At 67.5% G+C, this 25,487-nt stretch carries 24 protein-coding genes; 14 read left to right on the top strand and 10 right to left on the bottom strand.

Features of this window, described 5'->3' with window-relative positions; translation table 11 throughout:
* Window positions 1–235 precede the first annotated feature (235 nt).
* Entirely contained in the window at window positions 236–1,210 is a 975-nt protein-coding gene (argC, locus tag FHT98_RS22050; protein WP_142115305.1) for an N-acetyl-gamma-glutamyl-phosphate reductase, read from the top strand.
* 83 nt (window positions 1,211–1,293) lie between these two features.
* On the opposite strand, the gene FHT98_RS22045 is transcribed toward argC, so the two are convergent.
* Complete coding sequence (locus tag FHT98_RS22045) at window positions 1,294–2,226, bottom strand: hydroxyacid dehydrogenase (protein ID WP_142115304.1); 933 nt, start codon at window positions 2,224–2,226, stop codon at window positions 1,294–1,296.
* Window positions 2,223–2,807, bottom strand: coding sequence for a GNAT family N-acetyltransferase (locus tag FHT98_RS22040; RefSeq protein ID WP_248309276.1), 585 nt, complete (start codon window positions 2,805–2,807; stop codon window positions 2,223–2,225). The genes FHT98_RS22045 and FHT98_RS22040 overlap by 4 nt, the downstream gene beginning before the upstream one ends.
* A gap of 169 nt (window positions 2,808–2,976) precedes the next feature.
* On the opposite strand from FHT98_RS22040, the gene ruvX reads away from it, so the two are divergent.
* A complete protein-coding gene (gene ruvX / locus FHT98_RS22035) occupies window positions 2,977–3,483 on the top strand; it encodes a Holliday junction resolvase RuvX (RefSeq protein WP_113587386.1) in 507 nt (168 codons plus the stop codon).
* A 69-nt stretch (window positions 3,484–3,552) separates the two neighbouring features.
* Here ruvX and FHT98_RS22030 read toward each other — a convergent pair whose 3' ends face one another.
* Window positions 3,553–3,912 (bottom strand): hypothetical protein, encoded by a 360-nt coding sequence (locus FHT98_RS22030; protein ID WP_142115303.1) that lies wholly within the window; start codon window positions 3,910–3,912, stop codon window positions 3,553–3,555.
* 122 nt (window positions 3,913–4,034) lie between these two features.
* Window positions 4,035–4,424 (bottom strand): hypothetical protein, encoded by a 390-nt coding sequence (locus tag FHT98_RS22025; protein WP_142115302.1) that lies wholly within the window; start codon window positions 4,422–4,424, stop codon window positions 4,035–4,037.
* Between the two features lie 248 nt (window positions 4,425–4,672).
* Here FHT98_RS22025 and FHT98_RS22020 point away from each other — a divergent pair, with 248 nt between their 5' ends.
* Window positions 4,673–5,587, top strand: a complete 915-nt coding sequence (locus FHT98_RS22020) for an AEC family transporter (protein ID WP_185745246.1) — start codon at window positions 4,673–4,675, stop codon at window positions 5,585–5,587.
* Between the two features lie 113 nt (window positions 5,588–5,700).
* Window positions 5,701–5,949 carry a hypothetical protein gene (locus FHT98_RS22015; RefSeq protein WP_142115300.1) on the top strand — a complete coding sequence of 83 codons (249 nt, stop codon included), beginning with the start codon at window positions 5,701–5,703 and terminating at the stop codon, window positions 5,947–5,949.
* A 16-nt stretch (window positions 5,950–5,965) separates the two neighbouring features.
* Here FHT98_RS22015 and dprA read toward each other — a convergent pair whose 3' ends face one another.
* The 4 genes from dprA to FHT98_RS21995 are packed head-to-tail and all read right to left on the bottom strand — an operon-like array spanning window position 5,966 to window position 10,125.
* The gene (gene dprA, locus FHT98_RS22010) at window positions 5,966–7,177 is read right to left on the bottom strand and encodes a DNA-processing protein DprA (RefSeq protein ID WP_142115847.1); all 1,212 of its coding nucleotides are present in this window, start codon (window positions 7,175–7,177) and stop codon (window positions 5,966–5,968) included.
* 16 nt (window positions 7,178–7,193) lie between these two features.
* Complete coding sequence (gene plsY, locus FHT98_RS22005) at window positions 7,194–7,817, bottom strand: glycerol-3-phosphate 1-O-acyltransferase PlsY (protein WP_142115299.1); 624 nt, start codon at window positions 7,815–7,817, stop codon at window positions 7,194–7,196.
* 29 nt (window positions 7,818–7,846) lie between these two features.
* On the bottom strand, window positions 7,847–9,163 hold the full coding sequence (gene pyrC, locus FHT98_RS22000; protein WP_142115298.1) for a dihydroorotase: 1,317 nt from the start codon (window positions 9,161–9,163) through the stop codon (window positions 7,847–7,849).
* Between the two features lie 17 nt (window positions 9,164–9,180).
* The gene (locus FHT98_RS21995; protein WP_091855463.1) at window positions 9,181–10,125 is read right to left on the bottom strand and encodes an aspartate carbamoyltransferase catalytic subunit; all 945 of its coding nucleotides are present in this window, start codon (window positions 10,123–10,125) and stop codon (window positions 9,181–9,183) included.
* A 151-nt stretch (window positions 10,126–10,276) separates the two neighbouring features.
* On the opposite strand from FHT98_RS21995, the gene FHT98_RS21990 reads away from it, so the two are divergent.
* From FHT98_RS21990 to FHT98_RS21980, 3 genes are all read left to right on the top strand, one after another.
* Window positions 10,277–11,401: a serine hydrolase domain-containing protein gene (locus tag FHT98_RS21990; protein ID WP_248309275.1), complete on the top strand. Its 1,125-nt coding sequence runs from the start codon at window positions 10,277–10,279 to the stop codon at window positions 11,399–11,401.
* A gap of 217 nt (window positions 11,402–11,618) precedes the next feature.
* Complete coding sequence (gene topA / locus FHT98_RS21985; RefSeq protein ID WP_142115297.1) at window positions 11,619–14,297, top strand: type I DNA topoisomerase; 2,679 nt, start codon at window positions 11,619–11,621, stop codon at window positions 14,295–14,297.
* A gap of 28 nt (window positions 14,298–14,325) precedes the next feature.
* Complete coding sequence (locus FHT98_RS21980; RefSeq protein ID WP_091855465.1) at window positions 14,326–14,574, top strand: hypothetical protein; 249 nt, start codon at window positions 14,326–14,328, stop codon at window positions 14,572–14,574.
* 15 nt (window positions 14,575–14,589) lie between these two features.
* Here the strand turns inward: FHT98_RS21980 and FHT98_RS21975 are convergent, their stop codons facing one another.
* Entirely contained in the window at window positions 14,590–15,690 is a 1,101-nt protein-coding gene (locus tag FHT98_RS21975) for a DUF2778 domain-containing protein (RefSeq protein WP_185745245.1), read from the bottom strand.
* Window positions 15,691–16,150: 460 nt separating this feature from the next.
* On the opposite strand from FHT98_RS21975, the gene FHT98_RS21970 reads away from it, so the two are divergent.
* The gene (locus FHT98_RS21970) at window positions 16,151–17,407 is read left to right on the top strand and encodes an MFS transporter (protein ID WP_162260047.1); all 1,257 of its coding nucleotides are present in this window, start codon (window positions 16,151–16,153) and stop codon (window positions 17,405–17,407) included.
* Between the two features lie 4 nt (window positions 17,408–17,411).
* Here FHT98_RS21970 and FHT98_RS21965 read toward each other — a convergent pair whose 3' ends face one another.
* Window positions 17,412–19,742 (bottom strand): bifunctional salicylyl-CoA 5-hydroxylase/oxidoreductase, encoded by a 2,331-nt coding sequence (locus FHT98_RS21965; RefSeq protein ID WP_142115295.1) that lies wholly within the window; start codon window positions 19,740–19,742, stop codon window positions 17,412–17,414.
* 239 nt (window positions 19,743–19,981) lie between these two features.
* Here FHT98_RS21965 and FHT98_RS21960 point away from each other — a divergent pair, with 239 nt between their 5' ends.
* From FHT98_RS21960 to FHT98_RS21935, 6 genes are all read left to right on the top strand, one after another.
* Window positions 19,982–20,737, top strand: coding sequence for an SDR family NAD(P)-dependent oxidoreductase (locus tag FHT98_RS21960; RefSeq protein WP_142115294.1), 756 nt, complete (start codon window positions 19,982–19,984; stop codon window positions 20,735–20,737).
* Between the two features lies 1 nt (window position 20,738).
* Window positions 20,739–21,275: a MarR family winged helix-turn-helix transcriptional regulator gene (locus tag FHT98_RS21955; protein ID WP_113587376.1), complete on the top strand. Its 537-nt coding sequence runs from the start codon at window positions 20,739–20,741 to the stop codon at window positions 21,273–21,275.
* Window positions 21,275–22,111 carry an enoyl-CoA hydratase family protein gene (locus FHT98_RS21950; RefSeq protein WP_113587375.1) on the top strand — a complete coding sequence of 279 codons (837 nt, stop codon included), beginning with the start codon at window positions 21,275–21,277 and terminating at the stop codon, window positions 22,109–22,111. The genes FHT98_RS21955 and FHT98_RS21950 overlap by 1 nt, the downstream gene beginning before the upstream one ends.
* A 1-nt stretch (window position 22,112) precedes the next feature.
* Window positions 22,113–23,321, top strand: coding sequence for an acyl-CoA dehydrogenase family protein (locus tag FHT98_RS21945; protein WP_142115293.1), 1,209 nt, complete (start codon window positions 22,113–22,115; stop codon window positions 23,319–23,321).
* 62 nt (window positions 23,322–23,383) lie between these two features.
* Window positions 23,384–25,024, top strand: coding sequence for a benzoate-CoA ligase family protein (locus FHT98_RS21940; protein WP_142115292.1), 1,641 nt, complete (start codon window positions 23,384–23,386; stop codon window positions 25,022–25,024).
* A gap of 47 nt (window positions 25,025–25,071) precedes the next feature.
* A complete protein-coding gene (locus tag FHT98_RS21935) occupies window positions 25,072–25,479 on the top strand; it encodes a RidA family protein (protein ID WP_142115291.1) in 408 nt (135 codons plus the stop codon).
* The last annotated feature ends 8 nt before the right edge of the window (window positions 25,480–25,487 follow it).

Below are 25,487 nucleotides of genomic sequence, written 5' to 3'. Positions count from 1 at the left end.
GGCAGCGACAGTGTCGCGGGACATGCGCGGAAACCGGAACCTCTGTGATCGACGCCGACGCTGCTTCACACAAGCGGCGGCTCTTCCGGCTGCGCGTCGATCAGCGCCCTTCCGCATGATGACAGCCTCACCGTAGGCTTCATCCGCCGAAGCGGCCCCCGGCCCGTGTTCCCGAACCTCCGCAGCCCTCGGCTCCGGGGGTTTTCTTTTGCCCGAACCCCAGAAGGACATCATCATGAGCATTCGCGTCGGCATTGTCGGGATCAGTGGCTTCGGCGGCGGCGAAGCATTGCGCCTGATCGCGAGCCACCCGTCTTTCGAGCTGGTCTACGCGGCCGGCGACAGCAGCGCCGGCAGCCGATTGGTGGATCGCTTCCCCGGCGTGCCGACCAAGCTGGCCGGACTGGTGATCGAGAAATGGGACCCGGCAACCTTGCCGAAGCTCGACGTGCTCTTCGCGTCGCTGCCCACGGGCGCCTCGGCCGACGCGCTGGCACGCGTCCCCCAGGACGTGAAGATCGTCGATATCGGCGGTGACCACCGCTATGTCGAGGGCTGGGCATACGGCCTGGCCGACATCTGGCCGGCGCAGATCGAGGGCCGGACCCGCGTTGCCAACCCCGGCTGCTTTCCTGCAGCGACGCTGACCGCACTGGCTCCGCTGCTGGCCTCCAAGCTGATCGAGCCCGGCAACATCGTGATCGACGTCAAGACGGGCATCTCCGGTGCCGGCCGGGGCGGCGACAGCAAGTTCGGCTATGCCGAGAGCAACGAGAACCTGGTGCCCTATGGCCTGCTCAAGCATGTCCACATGCCCGAGATCGCCAAGACGATCGAACGGCTGAGCGGCGGCAGCGCGGCCGGGCTGGTGTTCACGCCCCATCTGGTGCCGATGACTCGCGGCATCCTCGCCACCATCTACTGTCGCGGCCGCGCCACCACGGACGAGTGCCTGGACGCGGCGCGGCGCTTCTACGCCGAGCGGGCATTCGTCCGCGTGACCAACAAGCCACCGCAGACTAAATGGGCGACCGGCTCGAATCTCGCATTCGTCAGCTATGCGGCCGACCCGGAGCGCGACCTGATCATCGCGATGGGCGTGGTCGACAATCTCGGTAAAGGCGCAGCTGGTCAGGCGCTGCAGAATGCGAACCTGATCTGCGGTCTACCGGAAAGCACAGGGCTGGACGGCGCACCTGTCTGGCCATGAAACGGGCCTCGAGGCGATTATTCAATCCGTTTCGAGGTTAGCCAGGGAGCGAAAGCCGTCGCTCCCTGGCTGTCCAGATCGCCCTAAATCCGCTCGTCCAGCGCCGCCATGACCTTCTCGGCGACGAGCCCGGACACACGCCCATTCGATTCCACCGTATTCCCGGCGATATGCGGCGTCAGGATCAGGTTCGGCGCCCCGGTGAAGACCTTGGCGGCGTCCTTGCCGAGCGGCTCCTGCTCGTAGGCATCGATCGCCGCGCCGCCGAGCTTGCCGGCCTTGAGCGCCTTCACCAGAGCCGCCTCGTCCAGAATGCCGCCGCGCGCCGTGTTGATCACGATCGCGTCCGGTTTCATCCGGGCGAAGGCCTTGGCGTCGATCATGCCACGGGTTTCCGAGGTCAGCGGGACATGCAGGCTGATGATGTCGGCCTGCTCCAGCAATTCGTCGAGCTCCAGCCGCCGCACGCCGCTCCAGGCCGGATCATCGATGGGGAGGCGCGGATGGTAGGCAGCGACCTCCATCCCGATCGCGCGGGCATGGTGGGCGACGTCGCGGGCGATGGAGCCGAAGCCGACAAGGCCCATCAGCTTGCCGGCGATCTCGCGGCCGATCAGCCTGGTCTTGGGAAACTCGCCGGCCAGCATCGCGGCATTGGCGTAATAGGCGCCGCGCAGCAGGGTCATCGTCGTGCCGATGACATATTCGACGACGGAGAGGCTGTTGGCGCCGGTCGCCGGGAAGACGCGGATGCCACGGGCGGCGCAAGTCTCCATGTCGAGATTGTCGAGGCCGACGCCGAGGCGGCCGATGACCTTGAGCGCCCTCGCCACTTCCAGCACCTTGCCACGCACTTGCGTCTGGTTGCGCACGATCACGGCCGGGACATCGGCGAAAAGCCGCGCCATCTCGTCGATATCGGCATAGAGCTCGGGGTCGTAATGGACCGCGAACCGCGCTTTCAGGTTGGCGAGAGCGGTGTCGTCGATGAACTCGGTGATGACGATATCGGTCATGGTGCGGTGCTGACGCTGAAACGGAGGCGTTGATCGGGGCCGTAGAGCGGCGCGACGAAAGTCTCGACCAGCCGCCCGCCATTCTTCTCGATGATGCGGCGCGAGGCCTGGTTGGTCGCGTCGCAGGTGATGCTGATCTCGGGCAGCCCGGCTTCGCGTGCCACGCCGAGCATCGCCGCAAGCGCCGCCGTCGCGTAGCCGCGCCCGGCGAAGGCCGGCAGGATGGTGTAGCCGACATGGCCGAGGACATGCTCCGGCAGGGCGAGGATCGGGCGACCCGCCGCATCCTCCTGCCAGCGCAGGTTGATCGAACCGATGAAGGGCCGCTCGGGACGATCCTCGGCGAAGATCCAGCGCGTCGGGCCGGGAATGCGGTCGACCTCGCGGCCATCCGGCAGGCGGATGCGGCCGGGGCCGCCACGGATCTCGGCGAGGAAAGCGTCGGGATCGGCGGCAATGGCAGCGAGATGCTCGGGCGCGACGTTACGCGTCGTATTCGGCGACCAGCCGCCGCGCAACGCCGCCTGATAGGCGCCGAGCAGGTGCTTGTCGGGAACATGGAGCGAGATGCGCGCCGGCACGGGACTATCCTTTATGCGGCAGCGCCGCTTTTCAAGCGCGCGGATATAGCCTGATAGCCGGCGATGCGCGATGGCTTCCGCGCTACAGCCGCCGGGAACCCGTCATTCGCCGGGCGCATCGAAGAAGGTATCGCTCGCGAGGCCGGCCGGCGCGTGATACCGCCATGCCATGACCAGCGCCGTCGTCCCGCTCGAAGCCTTCCTCGACCTGCCGGCGCATGCCCGGCTGCTCGGGCTCGATCTCGGCAGCAAGACGATCGGGCTGGCGCTCTCGGATGTGGAGCGGCAGATCGCGACGCCGCTGGAGACGATCCAGCGGGTCAAGTTCGGGCTCGATGCAGCAGCGCTGCTGAAGATCGCCGGCAAGCACCAGGTCGCCGGGCTGGTCATCGGCCTGCCGCTCAATATGGACGGCACGGAAGGACCGCGCGTGCAGTCGACCCGCGCCTTCGTGCGCAATCTCGTGCCGCTGACCGACCTGCCGATCGTGTTCTGGGACGAGCGCATGTCGACGCTTGCCGTGACGCGGACCCTGCTCGATGCCGACGCCTCGCGCGCCAAGCGCGCCGCCGTCGTCGACAAGATGGCGGCCGCCTATATCCTGCAAGGCGCGCTCGACCGGCTGGGCCGGCTCGGACCGCAGGAGGATGGCGAAGACGAAAGCCAATACGACTGAAGGCCGCCGGCCGGATGGCGAAGCGGCCTTCGTGAAAGCCGTCCTTGCCGGCGTCGTGCCAGCCTGGACCTATTGGAAGATCTGGCCGCGCTTGAACGCCTTCTTCTGCGCCTCGCGCTCGTTCTTGACCGCGCGCTTCTGCTCTTCAAGGCTCATCCCGGCCATCGGATTCTGCGTGCGGCGACCGTAGCCACCGCGCCCGTCGTCCCGGCCGAAACGCGAGCCACGATCATCGTCACGCCAGGAGTCGCGGCGTTCATAGCCGTTGCGTTGATAGCCGTTGCGGTCATAGCCGTTGCGTTCCTGGCCACGGCGCTCGTAGCCGTTGCCCTGGCCGCCGTAATACTGGGCGACGGCCGGCTGAGCGGAAGCCCAGGCCAGCGCGACCAGACCGAGGCTTGCGACCAGTGTCTTTCGAAGCGATTTCATCGTGGCGATACCCCCATCGGAAAGTCCATGACCGCGCTTCATGACGCCAAATCCCAAATATATCGTCACACAGAAAGGCCCGCGCGACGGCGCGGGCCTTGCCGGTCTAGCTGCGATCGATCTCAGCGATAGTCCCGGAAATCATAGGGCTGATAGCCATAGGGGGCGTAGTAGCGCCTCGGCGCGACGTAGACCGGCGCCAGCGGCGCATAATAGCCATCGTCGTCGTAGTAGCTCGGCCCCGCATAAGCATTCCTGTTGGCCGCGATGGCCGCAGCGCCAAGGATGCCGAGACCGATCGCACCGGCAACCGCCGCGCCGCGCGACGAGCCGCGCCAATGGCCACGATAGCCGTGACGGTAGCGATACTGCGTATATTCGGCCTGGGCCTTGTCGAGGCGCGCCGCGTCGAAGCCGCGCGTTTCGGCCGCCATGGCGGGAACGGCAAAGCTGCCCGCGGCAACGCTCGCGGCGGTCAGCGCAACAGCGACTTTCTTCTTCAGAGACATCATGACGGCATCTCCTTTCACGAGATCACCCAATGTTGAAGCCAGTATGGGGCAATCCGGTTGAATGGGACCTGAACCAATCGCGGCAGCATTGCGGCAGGGACAGGACGGTCCTTCTCCCGCGCCCTTGCCGGCCACGAACGGGCATGACAGGGACAGGTCAGTTCGACAGTAAAACGGCTGCCCATCTCCATTGTTCCCGACAGCCTCTCGCCACGGCCTCCTGCCCCGCCCTCGTTTCCGGCCCCTCCATGCTCGATAGCCTGATCGCCGTCTTCCTCGTCATCGCGACGGGCTGGTTCCTGAAGGCGCGCAACATCGTCTCGCCGGCGCATTGGGTCGGCGTCGAGCGCCTGACCTACCAGGTCCTGTTTCCGGCGGTGGTGATCCATACGCTGGCCATGGCCGACCTGCGCAGCGTTCCGGTCCTCGGCATGGGCGCGAGCCTCGTCCTCGCCATCCTCAGCGTCGCCGCCCTGCTCCTGCTCGCCCGCCCGCTGCTGGCGCGGGTCGGTATCGGGGGACCGGCCTTCACCTCGATCTTCCAGGGCTCGGTGCGCTGGAACAGCTTCGTCGGCCTCGCGCTGGCGGCCGGCCTGCAGGGCCGCACCGGCACGACGCTGATGGCGATCGCCGTCGCCACGATGATCCCGCTGCTCAACGTCATGTGCGTCTTCGTGCTCGCCCGCTTCGCCAGCGGCAAGCCGATGAGCCTGAGCGCGATGATCCGCTCGATTCTCTACAACCCCTTCATCTGGTCCTCGGCGGTCGGCCTCGTGTTCAATCAGGTTCAGTGGCTGCTGCCCACCGCCTTCACCGGCTATCTCGACGTGCTCGGGCGTGCCTCGCTCGGCATCGGGCTGCTCGTGGTCGGCTCGGCGCTCGACCTCGACCGCCTGGCCCGGCCACGGCTGGCGCATGCCGTTGCCGTCGGGCTCAAGCTCGCGGTCATGCCGGTGCTGGCCTGGCTCTATGCCGGCTGGTTCGGCGTCACCGGCCCGGCCCTTGCGATGACGGTGGTCGCAGGCGCCGTCCCGACGGCCACCGCCGCCTATTTCCTGGCACGCGACCTCGGCGGCGACGCCCCGCTGATGGCCGAGATCACGACGCTGCAGACGCTGCTCGCCCTGGCGACGCTTCCGGCAGCGGTCCTTCTTCTGGCATAGTATACGGAAACTTGAAATTCATTCATAAATGCAATCTATGATTGCATATCTGTCCGGGAAGCAAAGCCCGCCGGACGAGTCGATCCCCGATTATGCGAGGGAATCCATTCGCCATGAAACACAAAGTCTCCAAGCTGGTCGCACTTGAGCCCGATCCGGGAGGGCTCAGCGAAGACGACATTCCCAGCCGGCCGATGTCGCCGCTGGAGGCCGCCTGCTTCATCGAGGGGATGGCGGCGGAACTCCGCGCCATGGCCCGCGATGCCAGGCTCAGCGCCCTCAGCTACTTTCTCGAAATGGCCAGAATCGAGGCCTCGGCGGAAATCGAGCGACTGGCATCGCCGCGCAGCGACCGTCATTGAAACCGGCCTGGCCGGTTCAGGGCAGGTTGCGCGACAATGCCCCGCCGGGGTGGCGCCGTATCGTTCCCGAGAGCTCCAGCTCGACGAGGATATGACCGATCTCGCGGGCCGCAAGCCCGCTGGCACGGACGAGATCGTCAAGCCCGATCGGAGTGGGGCCGAGAAGATCGAGCACCAGCCGGCCGGAATCGGCAGCGCCCTTCGCCTGCAATGATGACGGTGGCTCCGGCTCGAAGCCGTCTTCATGCCGGGCATAGCCGGGCGCCGGCATGATCTCGGGCAGGTCGAGTTCGTCCCACATCGCCTCGGAGGCGGGCTCTCCGATGACCTCGCGCATGGCTTGCACCGGGAAGGACAGGTCGAGCTCGCGCTGGCGCAAGGGCTGAAGCGCTTCGATGACATGGGCCGCCTCGGCGCAGAGCGTCGCCCCTTCCCGGATCAGGTGGTTGCCGCCCTCGGCGCGCGGATCGAGCGGCGAGCCCGGAACGGCGAAGACCAGCCTGCCCTGCTCGTTGGCGAAGCGCGCGGTGATCAGGGAGCCCGAACGGCGCGCCGCCTCGACCACGACCGTGCCGAGTGACAGCCCCGAGACCAGGCGGTTGCGGCGGGGGAAGTCGCGCGCCCGCGCGACCCAGCCGAGCGGCATCTCGCTGATCAGCGCGCCGCGCTCCAGGATGCGGCGGGCGAGCGGGATGTTCTGCGGCGGGTAGATCTCGTCGAGCCCGCCGGCGAGCACGGCGACCGTGCCGGTTTCGAGGCTTGCCTCATGGGCTGCCGTATCGATGCCGCGCGCCAACCCCGAGACCACGGTGAAATCGGCCTCGCCGAGCTCGCGGGCAAGCCGCGCCGTGAACTTCATCCCCGCGGCCGAGGCGTTGCGCGAACCGACCATGGCCACGCCAGGGCGTTGCAGGATGTCGCCGCGCCCGAGCACCGCCAGCAAGGGCGGGGCCGAATCGATCGCCTGCAGCGGGACGGGATATCCGACTTCGCCGAGCGCGATGAAGCGGCCGCCGAGGCGCGACAGTCCCTCGAATTCGCGCTCGGCCTCGCCTGCCGGGCAGATGCGGATGGCGCGGCCCGCCTGCCGGGCGAGGTCGGGCAGCGCATCGAGTGCCGCGGCCGCGCCGCCGCAGCGGTTCATCAGGGTGCGGAAGCTGCGCGGGCCGATGCTCTCGCTGCGGATCAACCGCAACCAATCGAGACGCTGGCGATCGGAGAGGACGATCCCAGCCATGCCCCTGTCAGCCCTTCTGGCCGATCTTGCCTTCGCGTCCGGCCAATAGCCGGGCGATGTTCTCCCGGTGCATGATCCAGAGCAGGACGGTGAGCCCGGCCATGACGAGCGCCGCCTTCGGCATCCCGACCCAGAACCAGAGCAGGAGCGGCGTCAACACGCTCGCGACCAGAGCCGAGAGAGAGGAATAGCGGAACAGATAGGCCAGGCTCAGCCAGATCGCGGCGAAGACCAGCGCGATCGAAGCCTTCACGCCGATCAGCACGCCAAGATAGGTCGCGACGCCCTTGCCGCCCTTGAAACCGAGCCAGACCGGGAAGAGATGCCCGAGGAAGGCGCCGGCGCCGGCCGCCAGCGCGGCCTCGGCGCCGCCGAGGAAGCGCGAGCCGACCAGGACAGCCACCGTGCCCTTGAGCATGTCGCCGACGAGAGTGGCCGCCGCGAGCTTCTTGTTGCCGGTGCGCAGCACATTGGTCGCGCCGATATTGCCGGAGCCGATGCTGCGCAGGTCCGGCCCACCGGCGAGCCTGGTCAGGATGATGCCGAAGGGGATCGAGCCGAAGAGATAGCCGACGACGAGGGCGATCAGCGTGGCGGAGCCGGAGAGGCCCCAGTTCAGAACATCCGTCATGCCGCCCGTTCCCCCGGTTCGCAGGTAGCCTAGCCCGGCTCGGCTTCGTAGACCACCCGGCCGCCGACGAAGGTCGCCTGCACGATGCCTTCCAGCCGTGCCTCGTCGAAGGGCGAGTTCTTGGCGCGGGACTTGAGCTTGCGCTTGTCGACGACGAAAGGCGCCTCGGGATCGAACAGAACGAGGTCGGCGGGCGCCCCGACAGCGAGCCTGCCGGCGGAGAGCCCGAGCAAGGCGGCCGGCCGTGCCGACAAGGCGGCGAGCAATTGCGGCAGGCCGATCTGCCCGGCCTGGACCATGCGCTGGGCAGCCGAGAGCATGGTCTCGATGCCGAGCGCGCCGTCGGCGCATTCGGCGAAGGGCTGGCGCTTGGTCTCGACGTCCTGAGGATCGTGATCGGAGACGACGACGTCGATCACGCCCTCGGCCAGCGCCGCGACCATCGCGAGGCGGTCGTCCTCGTGGCGCAGCGGCGGCGTGACCTTGCAGAAGGTGCGGTACTCGCCGACGTCGTTCTCGTTGAGGGTGAGGTTGTTGATCGAGACCCCGCAGGTGACGCGCACGCCGTCCTGCTTGGCACGACGCACCAGCTCGGCCGATTCCGCGCAGGAGATCATCGCGGCGTGGTAGCGGGCGCCGCTCGCGCGAGCGAGGCGGATGTCGCGCTCCAGCATCACCGTCTCGGCCTCTACGGGTATGCCCGGCAGGCCCTTGCGGCTGGCGAACTCGCCCTCGTTCATCACGCCCGAGCCGCGCAGCTCGGGGTCCTCGACATGGTTCATGATCAGGGCGTCGAAATTCCGGGCATAGATCATGGCCCGGCGCATGACCTGCGGATTGCGCAGGCCCCTGGCGCCGTCGCAGAAGGCGACCGCGCCGGCTTCCAGCAGCAGGCCGAACTCGGTGATCTCCTGGCCATGCAGGCCCTTGGTCAGGGCGGCACAGGAGAGGACGTTGACGACGGCCTTGTCGCGGGCGCGGCGCTTGACGAAATCGATGATCGCGGGGTCGTCGATCGGCGGATTGGTATCCGGGCGGCAGACGACCGTGGTGACGCCGCCGGCGGCCGCGGCCTGTGAGCCGGTACCGAGCGTCTCGCGGAATTCGGCGCCGGGCTCGCCCAGAAAGGCGCGGAGGTCGACGAGGCCGGGCGTCAGTACCTGGCCCTTCGCATCGATGCGGCGCACGCCCTCGCCCGTAGCGGGGGCGCCCTGCCATTCGACCGCGGCGATCGTGCCGTTGCGGAGCAGGACGGAGCCCGCTTCTTCGCGACCGGTTGCGGGGTCGATCAGGCGAGCGTTGACGATCGCCGAGTCCCGCGTCGCGATGTCCTGCGTGTCAGCCATGTCCGCTCTCTTTACGCTTACGCATTCGGCAGATGCTGGGCCAGCGCGTCGAGCACGGCCATGCGGACGGCGACCCCCATCTCGACCTGCTCGCGGATCAGCGACTGGGCGCCGTCGGCGACCGCAGAAGAAATCTCGACGCCACGATTCATCGGGCCCGGATGCATCACCAGCGCGTCAGCTTGAGCGCGCTCCAGCTTCTCGTGATCGAGCCCGTAATAGCGGAAATACTCCTTCGGCGAGGGCACGAAGGCGCCATGCATGCGCTCGAGCTGGAGGCGCAGCATCATCACGATGTCGGCGCCCTCCAGCCCCTTGTTCATATCGGTGAAGATTTCGACGCCCATGCGCTCGATGCCAACCGGCAGCAGCGTCGTCGGCGCGATCAGCCGGACTTTCGCGCCCAGCGCGTTGAGCAGGATGATGTTGGAGCGGGCGACGCGCGAATGCAGGATGTCGCCGCAGATCGCCACCGTCAGGCCCTGGATGCGGCCCTTGTTGCGGCGGATGGTCAATGCGTCGAGCAGCGCCTGCGTCGGATGCTCATGGGCGCCGTCGCCGGCATTGACCACCGAGCATCCAACCTTGCGGGCGAGCAGGTTGACCGCCCCCGCTGCATGGTGACGCACGACGATGATGTCCGGCCGCATGGCGTTGAGCGTCGCGGCGGTGTCGATCAGCGTCTCGCCCTTCTTCACCGAAGAAGAGGCGACGGACATGTTCATGACATCGGCACCGAGGCGCTTGCCGGCCAGCTCGAAGGAGGCCTGCGTCCGGGTCGAGGGCTCGAAGAACAGGTTGATCTGGGTGCGGCCGCGCAAGGTCGCCGCCTTCTTCTCGACCTGGCGGGAGAGCGCGACATAGTCCTCGGCCCTGTCCAACAGCGCCTCGATGTCCAGATGGGACAACCCCTCGATCCCGAGGAGATGGCGGTGCGGATAGAGCGGTGCTGGCGATGTCATTTGAAGCAGGCTGTTTAGGCGCGAGTCGGGTGCGGCGCAAGCTCCTCCCGGCTGGGAGGACACATGTCCTGTGGGTGTTGTCTTGCGGGTCTTGGAGCTTTCGCCGAAACGGCGCTACCAATCGGGTTTTCCGCCGTGTGAGGATGCCGCCTTGTCCAGCCCGACCGATGCCTTCGTTCCCGCCCCCAATGGGGCCCTCTGGCAGACGATCGCGCCCGCCGAGGCCGGCTTCGACCCGGAGAGGCTGAAGGCCGCGGTCGAGTTCGCCCGCGAGCAGGAGAGCCCCTGGCCGCGCAGCCTCTATTATCCGGACGGCAGCTATGTCGGGAATGTCGAGTGGAACGAGCGCGGCCCCTGGACCGAGATCGTCGGCCCGGTGCGCGAGCGCGGCGGCCCGGCAGGGCTGATCCTGAAGGGCGGGCGCATCGTCGCCGAATGGGGCGACACCGCCCGCACCGACATGACCTTCTCGATCGCCAAGAGCTATCTCGCCGTGCTCGCCGGCATCGCCTTCGATGATGGACTGATCAAGGATGTCGAGGAGCCGGTCGGTGCGACGGTCGCCGGCCCGGTCTTCGCCGGCGCCCATAACGGCCAGATCACCTGGCGGCACCTGCTGCAGCAATCCAGTGAGTGGCAGGGCGAGATCTTCGGCAAGTCCGACCAGGTCGACCATAACCGCCAGATCGGGCCCGGCGCGGACAACAGCCGCAAGGGCCAGCGCCGCGAACTCAAGACGCCGGGCTCCTTCTACGAATATAACGACGTGCGCGTGAACGTCCTCAGCTATGCGCTGCTGGAGCGCTTCCGCCGCCCGTTGCCGGAGGTGCTGCGCGAGCGGGTCATGAACCCGATCGGCGCCTCGCCGGACTGGCGCTGGGAGGGCTACAGCACCTCCTTCACCGAGATCGACGGACGCTCGATCCAGTCGGTGCCGGGCGGCGGCCATTGGGGCGGCGGGCTGTTCATCGGCGCGCGCGACCATGCCCGCTTCGGCCTGCTGATCGGCCGCGAGGGCGATTGGGGCGGCCGGCAGATCCTGTCCCGCGACTGGGTCAGGCGCATGCTGACGCCCTCGCCCACCCTGGCCAATTACGGCTATCTCTGGTGGCTGGCGGCGCGCCCCGGCGTGCCGGCCGCGTCCTTCTCGGCGCTGGGCGCCGGCAGCAACGTGATCTGGGTCGACCCGGAGCAGGATGTCGTCGCGGTGCTGCGCTGGATCAACGGCGCCCAGACCGACGGCTTCATCGACCGGCTGGTGGCGGCGCGGGGCTGAGGCCCCCGCTTGCAAAGCCGGCGATCGCCCCCATGTCTCACCGCTGCATCAGCGGGCCGGCGATCGTCGTTGTCATCCATTCGGGGTTTGACAGAGCCGGCGCGCTGAACCACTTTCGCGCGCATCTTCCGAACCGCAGCGGTCTTGCGGGTCGCGGGACCGTCCGTTACGGCCGGTTCCGCGCTCTGATCAAGGCTGTTATCGAGACACGAAAATCATGAAGCTCCTCGTCGTCGAGTCGCCGGCCAAGGCCAAGACGATCAACAAATATCTCGGCTCCGATTACGAGGTCATCGCCTCGTTCGGGCATATCCGTGACCTGCCGGCCAAGGACGGCTCGGTCGAGCCCGACAACGACTTCTCCATGAAATGGGAGATCGAGGGCCGCGGCGCCAAGCAGGTCGCCGAGATCGCGCGCGCCGTGAAGGGCGCCGAGAAGCTGATCCTCGCCACCGACCCGGATCGCGAGGGCGAGGCGATCTCCTGGCATGTGCTGGAAGCGCTGAACCAGAAGAAGGTGCTGAAAGGCATTCCCGTCGAGCGCGTCACCTTCAACGCCGTGACCAAGGACGCCGTGCAGAAGGCGCTGGCCAATCCGCGCCAGATCGACCAGGCGCTGGTCGATGCCTATCTGGCGCGCCGCGCGCTCGACTATCTCGTCGGCTTCACCCTCTCCCCGGTGCTGTGGCGCAAGTTGCCGGGCGCGCGCTCGGCCGGCCGCGTGCAGTCGGTGGCGCTGCGCCTCGTCTGCGACCGCGAGCGGGAGATCGAGGCCTTCCGGGCCCGCGAATACTGGTCGCTGGTTGCGACGCTCGCGACGGAATCCGGCCAGACCTTCGAGGCCCGGCTCGTCGGCGCCGACGGCAAGAAGATCACCCGGCTCGATATCGGCAACGAGGAGGAGGCCAAGGCCTTCAAGGCGGCGCTGGAAACCGCCCTCTTCGCCGTCAGCGAAGTCGAGGCCAAGCCGGTCAAGCGCCACCCACAGCCGCCGTTCCAGACCTCGACGCTGCAGCAGGAAGCCTCGCGCAAGCTCGGCCTCGCCCCGGCGCGGACGATGCAGCTGGCGCAGCGGCTCTATGAAGGCGTCGACATCGGCGGCGAGACCGTCGGCCTCATCACCTATATGCGAACCGACGGCGTCGACATGGACGCCTCGGCGATCACCGCGGCGCGCAACGTCATCGGCAAGGAGTTCGGCGCCAAATACGTGCCGAACGCGCCGCGCAAATACATGGTCAAGGCCAAGAACGCGCAGGAGGCCCACGAGGCCATCCGCCCGACCGATCTCGGCCGCCTGCCGGCCATGGTCGCGCGCCAGCTCGAACCCGAGCAGGCCAAGCTCTACGAACTGATCTGGAAGCGCACCATCGCGAGCCAGATGGAATCGGCCGAGATGGAGCGCACGACGGTCGACATCGCGGCCAAGGTCGGCGCCCGCAACCTGGAATTGCGCGCCTCCGGGCAGGTCGTGCTCTTCGACGGTTTCCTGACGCTCTATCAGGAAAGCCGCGACGACGAGGAAGACGAGGACTCCAAGAAGCTGCCGGCGATGAAGGCCGGCGACCCGCTGGAGAAGCGCGACATCGCCGCCGACCAGCATTTCACGGAGCCGCCGCCGCGCTTCTCGGAAGCGAGCCTCGTCAAGCGCATGGAAGAGCTCGGCATCGGCCGGCCCTCGACCTATGCCGCGACGCTCTCGACTTTGCGCGACCGCGAATATGTCCGCATCGAGAAGAAGCGCCTCGTGCCCGAGGACAAGGGCATGCTGGTCACGGCGTTCCTGGAGAGTTTCTTCAAGCGCTATGTCGAGTTCGACTTCACCGCGAATCTCGAGGAGAACCTCGACCGCGTTTCGAACGCCGAAGTCGACTGGAAGGCGCTGCTGCGCGCGTTCTGGGACGAGTTCCAGGCCTCGATCGGCGAGACCAAGGACCTGCGCGTCGGCGATGTGCTGGAAGCGCTGAACGGCATCCTCGGCGAGTACATCTTCCCGAAGAAGGCCGACGGCTCCGATCCGCGGGTCTGCCCGACCTGCGGTAACGGCCAGCTTTCGCTCAAGCTCGGCAAGTTCGGCGCCTTCGTCGGTTGCTCGAACTACCCGGAATGCCGCTATACGCGGCCCCTCTCCGTCCCTGCCGCCGATGGCGAGGCCTCGGCCGAGGGCGGCCAGGGCACGCCCGGCGTGCGCATCCTCGGCACCGATCCGGTGACGAACCTCGAAGTCACGCTGCGCGACGGCCGCTTCGGCCCCTATATCCAGCTCGGCGAGGGCGAGAAGCCCAAGCGCTCCAGCCTGCCCAAGGGCATGAGCCCGTCGAGCGTCACGCTGGAGAAGGCGTTGGCGCTCCTCTCCCTGCCGCGCGAAGTCGCCCGGCATCCCGAGAGCGGCGAGCCGATCCTCGTCGGCATCGGGCGCTTCGGGCCTTATGTCCAGCACGGCAAGGTCTACGCCAATATCGACAAGGACGACGACGTGCTCGAGCTTGGCGCCAACCGCGCCATCGACCTGATCGTCGCCAAGGAGGCCGGCGGTGGGCGCGGCGGCCGGGCGGCGACGCCGGGCCGGGCGCTGGGTGACCATCCCGCCGGCGGGGCGCTGGAGGTCAAGGCCGGCAAATACGGCCCCTATGTCGCCTGGGGCAAGATCTTCGCGACCCTGCCCAAGACGATGACCGCGGAGAGCATCACCCTGGAACAGGCGATCGAGCTGGCGAACGCCAAGGCCGAGGCGAAGGGCGGCAAGGGTAAGCCGAAGGCCGCCAGCGGTGCAGCCAAGGCCAAGGCTCCGGCCAAGAAGGCTGCTGCAAAGAAGGCGCCTGCCAAGAAGACGGCCGCCAAGAAAGCGGCCGAGCCGGACGCGACGGAGAAGAAGGCGAAGGCGGCGCGCGGCTAACCGCGCCGCGCCTCACGGAGAAGCCTGAATGCGGCGCGCGAGCTGGCTTCTGATCGGAGGCGGGGCGGTTCTCTGCCTCGTCGCCTTCGCGGGCTGGGTCGCGTTGAACCTCTTCGCCTGCGGCCTGCATTCGGGCGGCTGCAGCCTCTCCCGCTTCCGCTTTCGCTGGGAGGATACCGAAGCCCTTATGGTCTTCGTCCCGCCCTTCTTCCTGGGCTGCGTTCTGACCGCGACCGGGATCGCGTTGCGGACGGCAAATCGTCAGCAGCGGCCTTAGCGCAGTCGCCTGCGCTCAGAGGCTCGCCACCACAACGATGCGCTTGATCTCGCCGCGCAGGAAGGCCTGCAGGAAGCGATCGTAATCCTTGAAGGAAATACAGCCGTTCGAGTCGCCACGCGGGCCGAGCAGATAGGTATGGGCGAGGAGCCCGGCCCGGCCGTGGATCGCGCCGCTGCCGCCGACCGGGTTCAGGCGAATGGCGCGCACGCCGTGGAACAGTGCCTCGCGCTCGGTCAAGGTATAGGTGTGCGGCGGGGTGACGCCCTTCATCCGGACATGGGCGTAGCGGACATCGTCCATCATCTCGCCGAGGCCTGAATGAGCCTCCAGTCGCTCGCCATTCGGCAGATAGACCATCTTGGCCGCGATATCGTAGATCGCGGTGCCGGCCTCGGCGGTGCGCGTGGGGGTGCCGGCCGAGGGGCTGAGACGGGTGATGCGGCCACGATCGATGATGTCGTCCTGCGGCGCGGCATAGGCGAGCACGGTCCCGGCCGGCTCCTGCTGCTTCTGCACGCCGAAAAGCTTCTCGAAGAAGCTGCGGTTGTCCCCGGGCGTCGGCGCGGCGGCAGCCGTCCGGTTGCGACGCGACGTCGTCGGCTGGGCGACGCGCGGCTGGACTTGTTGCGGCTGGAGCTGCTGCGGACCGGCCTTCGGCAGCAGATCCAAGGGGCGCGGCACCGGCATGGGAGCGGCCTTCTCCGCCAGCGTGACCGGAGGCTGCGGCGGCAGCGGCAAGGCGGGCTCCGCGGGAGCGACAGCGGCGAGCGACGAGGATGGCGGCACCGGGGCCGCCGGCTGGAACGCGGAGCGGACGGGAGCGCCCTGGACGAAGGAGGCACCCTTGCCGCCCGACAGGGAGGGATCGAGCAGGCCGCTATAGGCCGGCGCCTGCTGCTGCGCGACATGACCGGCCGATCCCTTATGGGCGATTGCGGCGGGCACCTTCTCCGCATCGGGGCCGGGCGCGCCCTGCCCCAGCATCCAGAAGCCGGACATGGCGCCGCCGCTCAGGGCGAGCGCGAGGAGAAGCCCCTTCAGCAAGGGCCTGCGGCGACGACGCGGCCGCACATAGGGCGCGCCACCTTCCCGCACATAGGTCGCATACGTCATCCGCCGCACTCTCGATACGCTTACGCCACGCCCGGCGGCCGCAGGCACAGCACGGCCGCACGCGCCTCGACCGAGGGAGGCACGGTGCGCATCGCGGTGTGACAGGACATGCCGGGAGAACCCAAACTTCGTTCCGTATCGATAAGGCGCCGCCTTGGTTAATCGCCGGTGAACCGGATCGATAATTTTTCGCGGTTCGCGCGCGGCGGCACAGGGCCCGGCGCGCGCCTCCAAGGCCACGCGAAGACGGCGCGATCGAGACCGGACGATGGAGGAAGAAAGACGGGTTTTTTCGCGACCTGCCCCGATTGGCCCATTTTTTCGGGCAAGGCTGCAATTCCAACCTATTTCTCACCAACCGGCCTTCGAATCGGATATGTCGCAAGCATCGCAACCGCAGGAGTTGCAGCCGCCGGAATCGCAGGATTCAGTGGCCGCTGCGCCGGAGGCCGGGACCGCCGTGAGCCAGCCAGCCGAGCCCCGGACGAGTTCCGTCGCAGCGCTCGGCGCAATCGTCAGCGGCGCTCTGATCCTGCAGATCGCCTCGACCATCGTGAACACGGTCGTGCCGCTCAAGATGGCGCTGGAGCAGAAGGCGCCGCTGCTGATCGGCCTTGTCGGCTCGGCCTATTCCGTCGGCTTCCTCGCCGGCTGCTTCGTCATCCCCGCTTTCATCCGCCGTGTCGGGCATATCCGCGCCTTCGGCGTCTTCGCGGCGCTGCAGGCGGTTCTGACGATCAGCTTCGCGCTCACATCGCTCGATTTCTGGGGTATCTCACGGCTCGGCATGGGCTTCGCCGGCGCCGGCCATGCGATCTGCATCGAGAGCTGGATCAGCGGCCAGGCCAAGGCCGGCCAGCGCGGGCGCCTGTTCGGCTTCTACCAGATCCTCAACCGCCTGGCGCTGATCGGCTCGCAGATCGGTGTCGGCTATGTCTCGCTGCAATCGCACGATGTCTTCCTGCTGGCGAGCGCGACCTTCTCGATCGCACTGATCCCGGTCGGCATGACCCGCGCCAAGGGACCTGAATCGGGCGAGGTCGTCTCGGTCCGGCTCAACACGATGTGGCAATACGCGCCGGCCTCGGTGATCGGCTGTCTCTATGTCGGGCTGATGGGCGGCGCGCTGACCAATATCGCACCGGCCTACGGCATCCTGATCGGCCTCGACCAGGCCTGGGCGATCCTGCTGACCGCCGGCATCCAGATCGGCGCGCTCGTGCTGCAATGGCCGCTCGGGCTGCTGGCAGACCGCGTCGAGAGCCGCAAGATCATGCTGACCGCCACCGTCTCGGTCGTGCTCTGCTCGCTGGCGCTCGGCGTCGTGCTCTGGCTCTCCGTGCCTCATACGCGCTTCTGGCTGTTCGGGCTTTTCGCCCTGATCGGCGCAGGGGCGATGCCGATCTACACGGTCGCCGTCGCGCATGCCTATTTCCGGCTCGGCCGCGAACGGGCGCTCGGCCTCTCGGCGCAATTGCTCTTCCTCTGGGCGACAGGCTCGGCGATCGGCCCCCTGGTCGCCGCCGCCTTCATGCAGACGGTCGGGCCGAACGGTCTGCTGGCCTATCTCGGCCTGCTCTCGGCGGCGGCTGCGGCCTATCTCGCCTTCCGGCTGCGGCGCAACCCACCTTCGGCCAGCCCGTTCGGCGAGCGCCCTGCCACGGCGCCGACCATCCCGGAGGTTTCACCTTCCGGGCGTTCGCAGGGCGCAAAATAGAGTCTCAGGCCTCGATGACCGGCGCGTGGCGGCTGGGCTTGGCCTTGAGCTTCAGCGTCTCGAGCTCCTCGCGCTCCCGCGGCGTGTTGCGCATGAGCTGGTCCTTGCCGGGCCCGTACTGCACCGGCTGGTCGGCATCGACGCCGTACCAGGCGGCAGCGCGCAGCACGAAGGATGGATCGGCGAGGTGCGGCCGCCCGAGCGCGACGAGATCGGCGCGGCCGGCCGCGATGATGGTGTTGACCTGATCGGCTGTCGTGATGTTGCCGACGCACATGGTCGCCACCTGCGCCTCGTTGCGGATGCGGTCCGAGAACGGCGTCTGGAACATGCGGCCGTAGATGGGCCGCGATTCCCGGGCAGTCTGGCCGGTCGAGACGTCGACGAGGTCACAGCCCTCGGCGGCGAAAGCCTCGGCAATGGCGACGGAATCGGCCGCCGAGAGGCCGCCCTCGGCCCAGTCCGTAGCGGAGATGCGCACCGACATCGGCTTCTCGCGCGGCCAGGCCTCGCGCAGAGCCCGGAAGACCTCCAGCGGATAGCGCAACCGATTTTCGACCGGGCCGCCATAGTCGTCCGTGCGCCTGTTGGTCAGCGGCGAGAGGAAGCTTGCGAGCAGATAGCCATGGGCGCAGTGCAGCTCCAGCATGTCGAAGCCGGCCCGTTCGCCACGCTCGGCCGCGGCGACGAACTGCGCCTTGACCAGGTCCATGTCGGCGTGGGTCATCTCGCGCGGCACCTGGCTTTCGGGATAGTAGGGCAAGGGCGACGCCGAGACGATCGGCCAGGCGCCGTCCGGCAGCGGTCGGTCCATGCCCTCCCACATCAGCCTGGTCGCGCCTTTTCGCCCGGCATGGCCGAGCTGCAGGCAGATTTTTGCCGCTGAATGGGCGTGGACGAAGTCGGTGATCCGCTTCCAGGCGGCTTCCTGCGCATCGTTCCAGAGCCCGGTGCAGCCGGGCGTGATGCGGGCATCGGGCGCGACGCAGGTCATCTCGGTGAAGATCAGGCCCGGGCCGCCGATGGCGCGGGAGCCGTAATGCATCAGGTGCCAATCATCAGGCAGGCCGTCCTGCGCCGAATACTGGCACATCGGCGAGAGCGTCATGCGGTTCTCGACCCGCATCTCGCGCAGCTTGAACGGCTGGAAGGCCGGCGGCACCGGAGAGCCGTCCTTGCGGCGCTTGGCAAAGTCTCCAAGGCCATCGGCGACGAGCTTGTCGACAGCCGAGACCATCTCCGGCGCGCGCAGTGCCAGATTGTCATAGGTGATCGCCTTGGAGCGGGTCATCAGGCCGAAGGCGAAGCGCAAGGGCTCGAAATCCCAGAAGCGTTTCAATTCCTCGAACCAGACCAGCGAGACATCCGCCGCATGCTGGGTCTTCTCGACCTCCTCGCGGCGCTGCGTCTCGAACAGCTTCAGGCCGGCAGCGACATCGAGCTTCGCCTGCCCCATCGCCCTGTGCAGGGCGATGGCATCCTCCATCGCGAGCTTGGTGCCTGAGCCGATCGAGAAATGCGCCGTCGCCTTGGCGTCGCCAATCAGCACGACATTCTCGACCACCCAATGACGGCAGCGGATCATCGGGAAATTGCGCCAGAGCGAGCGGTTGGTGATGAGCTTGTGGCCCTGCAGTTCCTCAGCGAAGACGCCTTCGAGGAAAGCTGCCGACTGCGCCTCGTCCATGGCGCCCAGGCCAGCCTTCGCGAAGGTCTCGGGGTCGGTCTCCAGCACCCAGGTCGAGCGGCCGGCCTCGTACTGGTAGCAATGGGCGATGAAGACGCCGTGCTCCGTCTCCCTGAAGAAGAAGGTGAAGGCGTCGAAGGGACGGGTCGAGCCCATCCAGGTGAAATGGTTGGGGCGCAAGTCAGTCTGCGGCTGGAAGCGCTCACGCCAGTTCTCGCGGATGCGGCTGTTGATGCCGTCGGCGCCGACGACGAGATCGTAATCGCGCTTCAAGGTCTCGGTGTCGGCGATCTCGCTGCCGAAATGCAGGTTGACGCCGAGCTCGCGCGCCCTCGCCTGCACCAGCATCAGCAGCGAGCGGCGCGAGCAGCCGCAGAAGCCGTTGCCAGGCACGCGGAAGGTGTCGCCCTTGAAGTGGATCTCGATGTCGTCCCAGTAGGCGAAATTGTCCCGGATCGCGGCATAGCTCTGCGCATCCGCCATCTTGAACGTATCGAGCGTCTGGTCGGAGAAGACCACGCCGAAGCCGAAGGTGTCGTCCGGCTGGTTGCGCTCGAAGACGTCGACCGTCAGCTCCGGCCAATCCCGCTTCATCAGGAGCGCGAAATAGAGCCCCGCCGGCCCTCCGCCCACGACCGCGATACGCATCGACGCCTCCATCCGGGAGCCGGGTCGATCCGGCTTGAGAAATTATTTTAAGCCTGAAATGTTTTTGGCCTCAAGAGGATTTTGCGGCAGCCACCGCGGGGCCATGCCGCTCGATACTCAAAAGCGCCCTACCGGATTGCCAGCTTGCGTTCGAAATACCCTTGCATCGCGGCTGCCATCAGGCTGCTTGCAAATTCCTTCAGACTTAAAATATATTCTCATCCGGAGGTCGAGCGGCCATGACACTGCGGGAACAGCGTGCACTGGTGACGGGCGGCGGACGCGGCATCGGCCGGGCCATCGCCGCCGGGCTGACAGCAGCCGGAGCCAGGGTCAGCATCCTCGGGCGCGACGAGGCGACTCTGCGGGAGGCCGTCGCAGCTGGCGTCGCCGCGGATTTCGCGGCCTGCGACGTGCGCGACGAAGCCTCGGTCTCCGCAGCGCTGGATCGGCTCTCCCGCCAGCATGCCTATGACATCGCCATCGCCAATGCCGGCGCGGTCGAAACCGGCCCGTTCATGCGCAGCGACAACGAACGCTTCCGTCGTATGCTCGACATCAACCTGATCGGCACGGTGAACCTGTTCCACGCCACTTTGCCGGCCATGCTGGAGCACCGCCGCGGCCGCCTGATCGCCATCGCCTCGACGGCGGGGCATCGCGGCTACCCTTATGTCAGCGCCTATACGGCGGCGAAACATGCCGTGATCGGGCTGGTGAAGTCACTGGCGCTGGAGACGGCGCGCTCCGGCGTCACCGTCAACGCGGTCTGCCCCGGCTATGCCGATACCGACATGGCGACCGCCAGCATCGACAATGTCGCCAACAAGACCGGCAAGAGCCGCGAGGACGCGCTGGCGGCCATGATCAAGGACAATCCGCAAGGCCGGCTGATCGCACCGGAAGAGGTCGCCGCCGCCGTGCTCTACCTGTGCGGGCCGGGCAGCGATGCCGTCACCGGCCAGTCGCTCATGATCAATGGCGGGGAGTTCTGAGATGGAAACGCCCTCTTCCGCCCTCGTGCTGGACCGCGAGACCAAGGCCAGCGAGCGCCCCGGCGACCACAAGGACGAGTTGCGTCTCTGGCTGCGGATGCTGACCTGCTCGACCCTGATCGAGACTGAGATCCGCAACCGGCTGCGCGAGGAGTTCAAGACCACGCTGCCGCGCTTCGACCTGATGGCCCAGCTCGACAAGACGGCGGTCGGCATGACCGTCGGCGAGGTCTCGCAGCGCCTGATGGTCTCCAACGGCAATGTCACCGCCGTCGTCGCCGGCCTCGTGACGGATGGGCTCGTCGACAAGCGCTCCGCCCCGCAGGACCGGCGCGTGCAGATCCTCACCCTGACCGCACAGGGTCGCAAGGTCTTCCGCGCCATGGCCGAGCGCCATGAGGACTGGATCGCCGAGTTGTTCGCCGGACTCGACCAGCCCGCCATCGCGCAGCTTTTCCGGCTGCTCGGAGAGACCAAGACCTCGCTGCATCGCGCCATCGCGGGGCGGATCGGCGAAGCCGCCAAGGGAGACGCCTGATGGCAGAGATCGCCAATGCCACGACCCTGCCGCTGGCAGGTTTCACGCCGGAGCATTTCAGCCTCTCGGTCTCCGGAAAGGTCGCGACGGTGACGCTGAACCGGCCTGAGAAAAAGAATCCGCTGACCTTCGCAAGCTACCGCGAACTCACGGATTTCTTCCTCGCCGCGCAGAAGGAAGAGGCGGTCAAGGCGATCGTGGTGACCGGCGCCGGCGGCAATTTCTCCTCGGGCGGCGACGTCTTCGAGATCATCGGGCCGCTGGTCGCGATGGAGACCAAGGACCTGCTCAAGTTCACCCGGATGACCGGCGAGCTGGTCAAGGCGATGCGGGCCTGCCCGCAGCCGATCGTCGCCGCGATCGATGGCGTCTGCGCCGGGGCCGGCGCGATCGTCGCGATGGCTTCCGACCTCAGGCTCGGCACGGCCGGCAGCAAGATCGCCTTCCTGTTCAACCGCGTGGGCCTTGCTGGTTGCGACATGGGCGCCTGCGCGATGCTGCCGCGGATCATCGGCCAGGGCCGCGCCGCGGAACTGCTCTATACCGGCCGCGTGCTCAGGGGCGAGGAAGCCGAGCGCTGGGGCTTCCTCAACCGCATCTGCGCCTCCGAGGCCGTGCTGCCGGAAGCGCAGACGCTCGCTGCCGAACTGGCTGATGGCCCGACCTTCGCCAATGCGATGACCAAGCGCATGCTCGAAATGGAATGGGCGATGTCGGTCGAGAGCGCGATCGAGGCGGAAGCCGTGGCGCAGGCGCTCTGCATGCAGACCGAAGACTTTTCCCGCGCCTATCACGCCTTCGCCAACAAGCAGAAGCCGGTCTTCGAGGGCAACTGAGATGAGCAGCGCTTCTCCTCTCGGCCTCGACATCCTCGGCGACACGCTGGACTGGCCGTTCTTCGAGGAGAGCCATCGCGCTTTCGCCGCCGAATTGTCCGGCTGGGCCGATTCCTATCTCGCCGACCTGCCCCACGACGACGTGGACGAGGCCTGCCGGGCGCGCGTCGCGGCTTTGGGTGCAGCGGGCTTCCTGAAGGCTGCCGTGCCGGCTGCCTATGGCGGGCTCAACGACAAGCTCGACGTGCGTACCCTCTGCCTCGCCCGCGAGATTTTGGCCGCGCATGACGGGCTCGCGGATTTCGCCTTCGCCATGCAGGGACTCGGCACCGGCGCGATCTCGATCGCCGGCTCCGAGGCGATGAAGCGGCACATCCTGCCGGATGTCGCTGCCGGCAAGCGCATCGCCGCCTTTGCGCTGTCCGAAAAGGAAGCCGGATCGGATGTCGCAGCGATGGCGACGACCGCGACGCCGGACGGCAATACCCATGTCCGCATCGGCGGCGAGAAGAGCTGGATCTCGAATGGCGGCATCGCCGACCATTATGTCGTCTTCGCTCGCACCGGCGAGGCCCCGGGCGCGCGCGGCCTCTCCGCCTTCCTGGTCGAGGCCGACACGCCCGGCCTCACCATCGCGGAACGCATCGAGGTGATCGCGCCGCATCCGCTGGCCACCTTGCGCTTCGAAAGCTGCCGCGTCCCGCTCGATAACCGCATCGGCGGGCCCGGCGACGGCTTCAAGGTCGCGATGGCGACGCTCGATATCTTCCGCTCGACGGTCGGCGCCGCCGCGCTCGGCTTCGCGAGACGGGCGCTGCATGAGACGCTGACCCATGCCAATGGCCGCGAGCTCTTCGGCGGCACGCTCGGCGATCTCCAGTTGTCGCAGGCGGCCATCGCCGACAGTGCTGCCGAGGTCGATGCCGCCGCCCTCCTCGTCTACCGCGCGGCCTGGACCAAGGACCGCGGCGCGGCGCGCGTCACCCGCGAGGCCGCGCTGGCGAAGCTCGTCGCGACCGAGAACGCCCAGAAGGTGATCGACCGGGCCGTCCAGATCCATGGCGGGCTTGGCGTCACCAAGGGCGTCAAGGTCGAAGAACTCTACCGGGAGATCCGGGCACTGCGCATCTACGAGGGCGCCTCGGAGGTCCAGAAGGTCGTGATCGCGCGCGATCTTCTGAAAGCACATGCCGGAAGAACAGATCGTTAGAGGCGGATTCACCGGTCAGGCCGAGGGGACCTGATCGGATCCGGCTCTTGCAGGGGAATGCAATGACAGCAACCGGGTTCGCGAGATCGGGACATCAGGACAGCTTCGCGCGGGACAACCTGCCCCCGCGCGAAAGCTGGCCCGATCTCAAACTGGAAGAAGCGGGACTGACTTATCCTGAACGGCTGAACTGCGTCGCCGAATTGCTCGACCGGCACATCGCCGAGGGGCGCGGCGGACGCACGGCCGTGATCGCCAATGATCTGCACTGGAGCTATGCCGATCTCGCCGAGCAGGTGAACCGTATCGCCAATGTGCTGACCCGCGATCTCGGCATGGTCAGCGGCAACCGCGTGCTGCTGCGCGCCGGCAACACGCCGATGATGGTCGCCGCCTATCTCGCCGTCATCAAGGCCGGTGGCGTCGCTGTCGCGACCATGCCGATGCTGCGGGCGGGCGAGCTTGCCTATCCCCTGCGCAAGGCGAAGATCACGCTCGCGCTTTGCGACCACCGCCTTACGGCCGAGCTGGAGACCGCCAAGGGGCAGGTGCCGGAATTGGCCCGCATCGTCGCCTTCGGCAGTGCCAAGAGCGAGCTGGAAGCCCTGATGACGCAATCTGGCTATGAGCATTTCGAAGCCGCCGACACGGCGCGAGACGATGTCTGCCTGATCGCCTTCACCTCCGGCACCACCGGCGAGCCCAAGGGCACGATGCATTTCCACCAGGACATGCTGGCGATCTGCGACTGCTACGGCGCGCGCGTGCTGAAGGCCTCTCCGGATGATCGCTTCACCGGCTCGCCGCCGCTCGCTTTCACCTTCGGACTCGGCGGGCTCGTGCTCTTCCCGATGCGGATCGGTGCGGCGATGGTGCTGCCCGAGAAGGCCGGCCCGGCCGATCTCATCGACGCGATCGAGCGCCACAAGGTCAGCGTCGTCTTCACGGCGCCCACCGCCTATCGCGCCATGCTCGACAAGCTCGACGGGCGCGACATCGCCTCGCTCCGAACTTGCGTCTCCGCCGGCGAGGCGCTGCCCAAGGCGACCTTCGATGCCTGGCAGGCGCGGACCGGCATGCCGCTGCTCGACGGCATCGGCGCAACCGAGATGCTGCATATCTTCATCGGCGCGCCGCGCGAGGCGATCCGGCCGGGCGCGACCGGAACTCCGGTGCCGGGCTATGAGGCGAAGATCGTCGACGCCGAGGGGCGCGATGTGCCGGACGGCACCCCCGGGCGCCTCGCCGTCCGCGGCCCGACCGGCTGCCGCTACCTCGCCGACCCGCGCCAGGCGGTCTATGTCCTGAACGGCTGGAACATCACCGGCGACACCTATCTGCGCGATGCGGATGGCTACTTCTGGTACCAGGCCCGTTCCGACGACATGATCGTCTCGGCCGGATACAATATTGCCGGTCCCGAGGTGGAAGCCTGCCTGCTGATGCATGAAGCCGTGGCCGAATGCGGCGTGGTCGGCGCACCCTGCCCCGAGCGCGGACAGATCGTGAAGGCCTATGTCGTGCTGCGCGAGGGCGTCACCGGCGACGCCGCGCTGGCCAAGGTGCTGCAGGAGCACGTGAAGGCCAGCATCGCGCCCTACAAATACCCGCGCGCGATCGAATTCGTCGCCGCCCTGCCGAAAACAGCGACCGGCAAGCTGCAACGCTTCGCCCTGCGCCAGATGGCCCAGGGCGAGAGTTAATCTATCTTTCGACAGAGCCTGAACGGCCGAAAACGAGGCGATACGCCATGTCCGACCACTTCCAATCCCGCGCCATCCTGCCCGAAGGCTGGCCGCAGCCGCGCGGCTATGCCAACGGCATGGTGGCGGAAGGCCGTGTGCTGGTGACCGGCGGGCTCGTCGGCTGGGACGCGCAAGGCGTCTTCGCCGAGGGCTTCATCGGCCAGTTGCGCCAGACCTTCCTCAATATCAGGGCGGTGGTCGAGGCCGGCGGCGGGCGCGTCGAGGATATCGTGCGGCTGACCTGGTATGTCACGGATATCGCGACCTATCGCGCCAGCCTCAGGGAGATGGGGCCGGCCTATCGCGAGGTCTTCGGCCGGCATTTCCCGGCCATGGCGGTGGTCGCCGTCACCGCACTGGTCGAGCCGGAGGCGCTGCTGGAGATCGAGGCGACGGCGGTGGTCGGTGCCTGACCCCGCGC

The sequence above is a fragment of the Allobosea sp. AK1 genome (genome assembly GCF_006714945.1).
GTDB lineage: Bacteria > Pseudomonadota > Alphaproteobacteria > Rhizobiales > Beijerinckiaceae > Allobosea > Allobosea robiniae.
The sequence above is the reverse complement of the archived record's forward strand: the minus strand, read 5'-3'. Positions and strand labels throughout refer to the sequence as shown.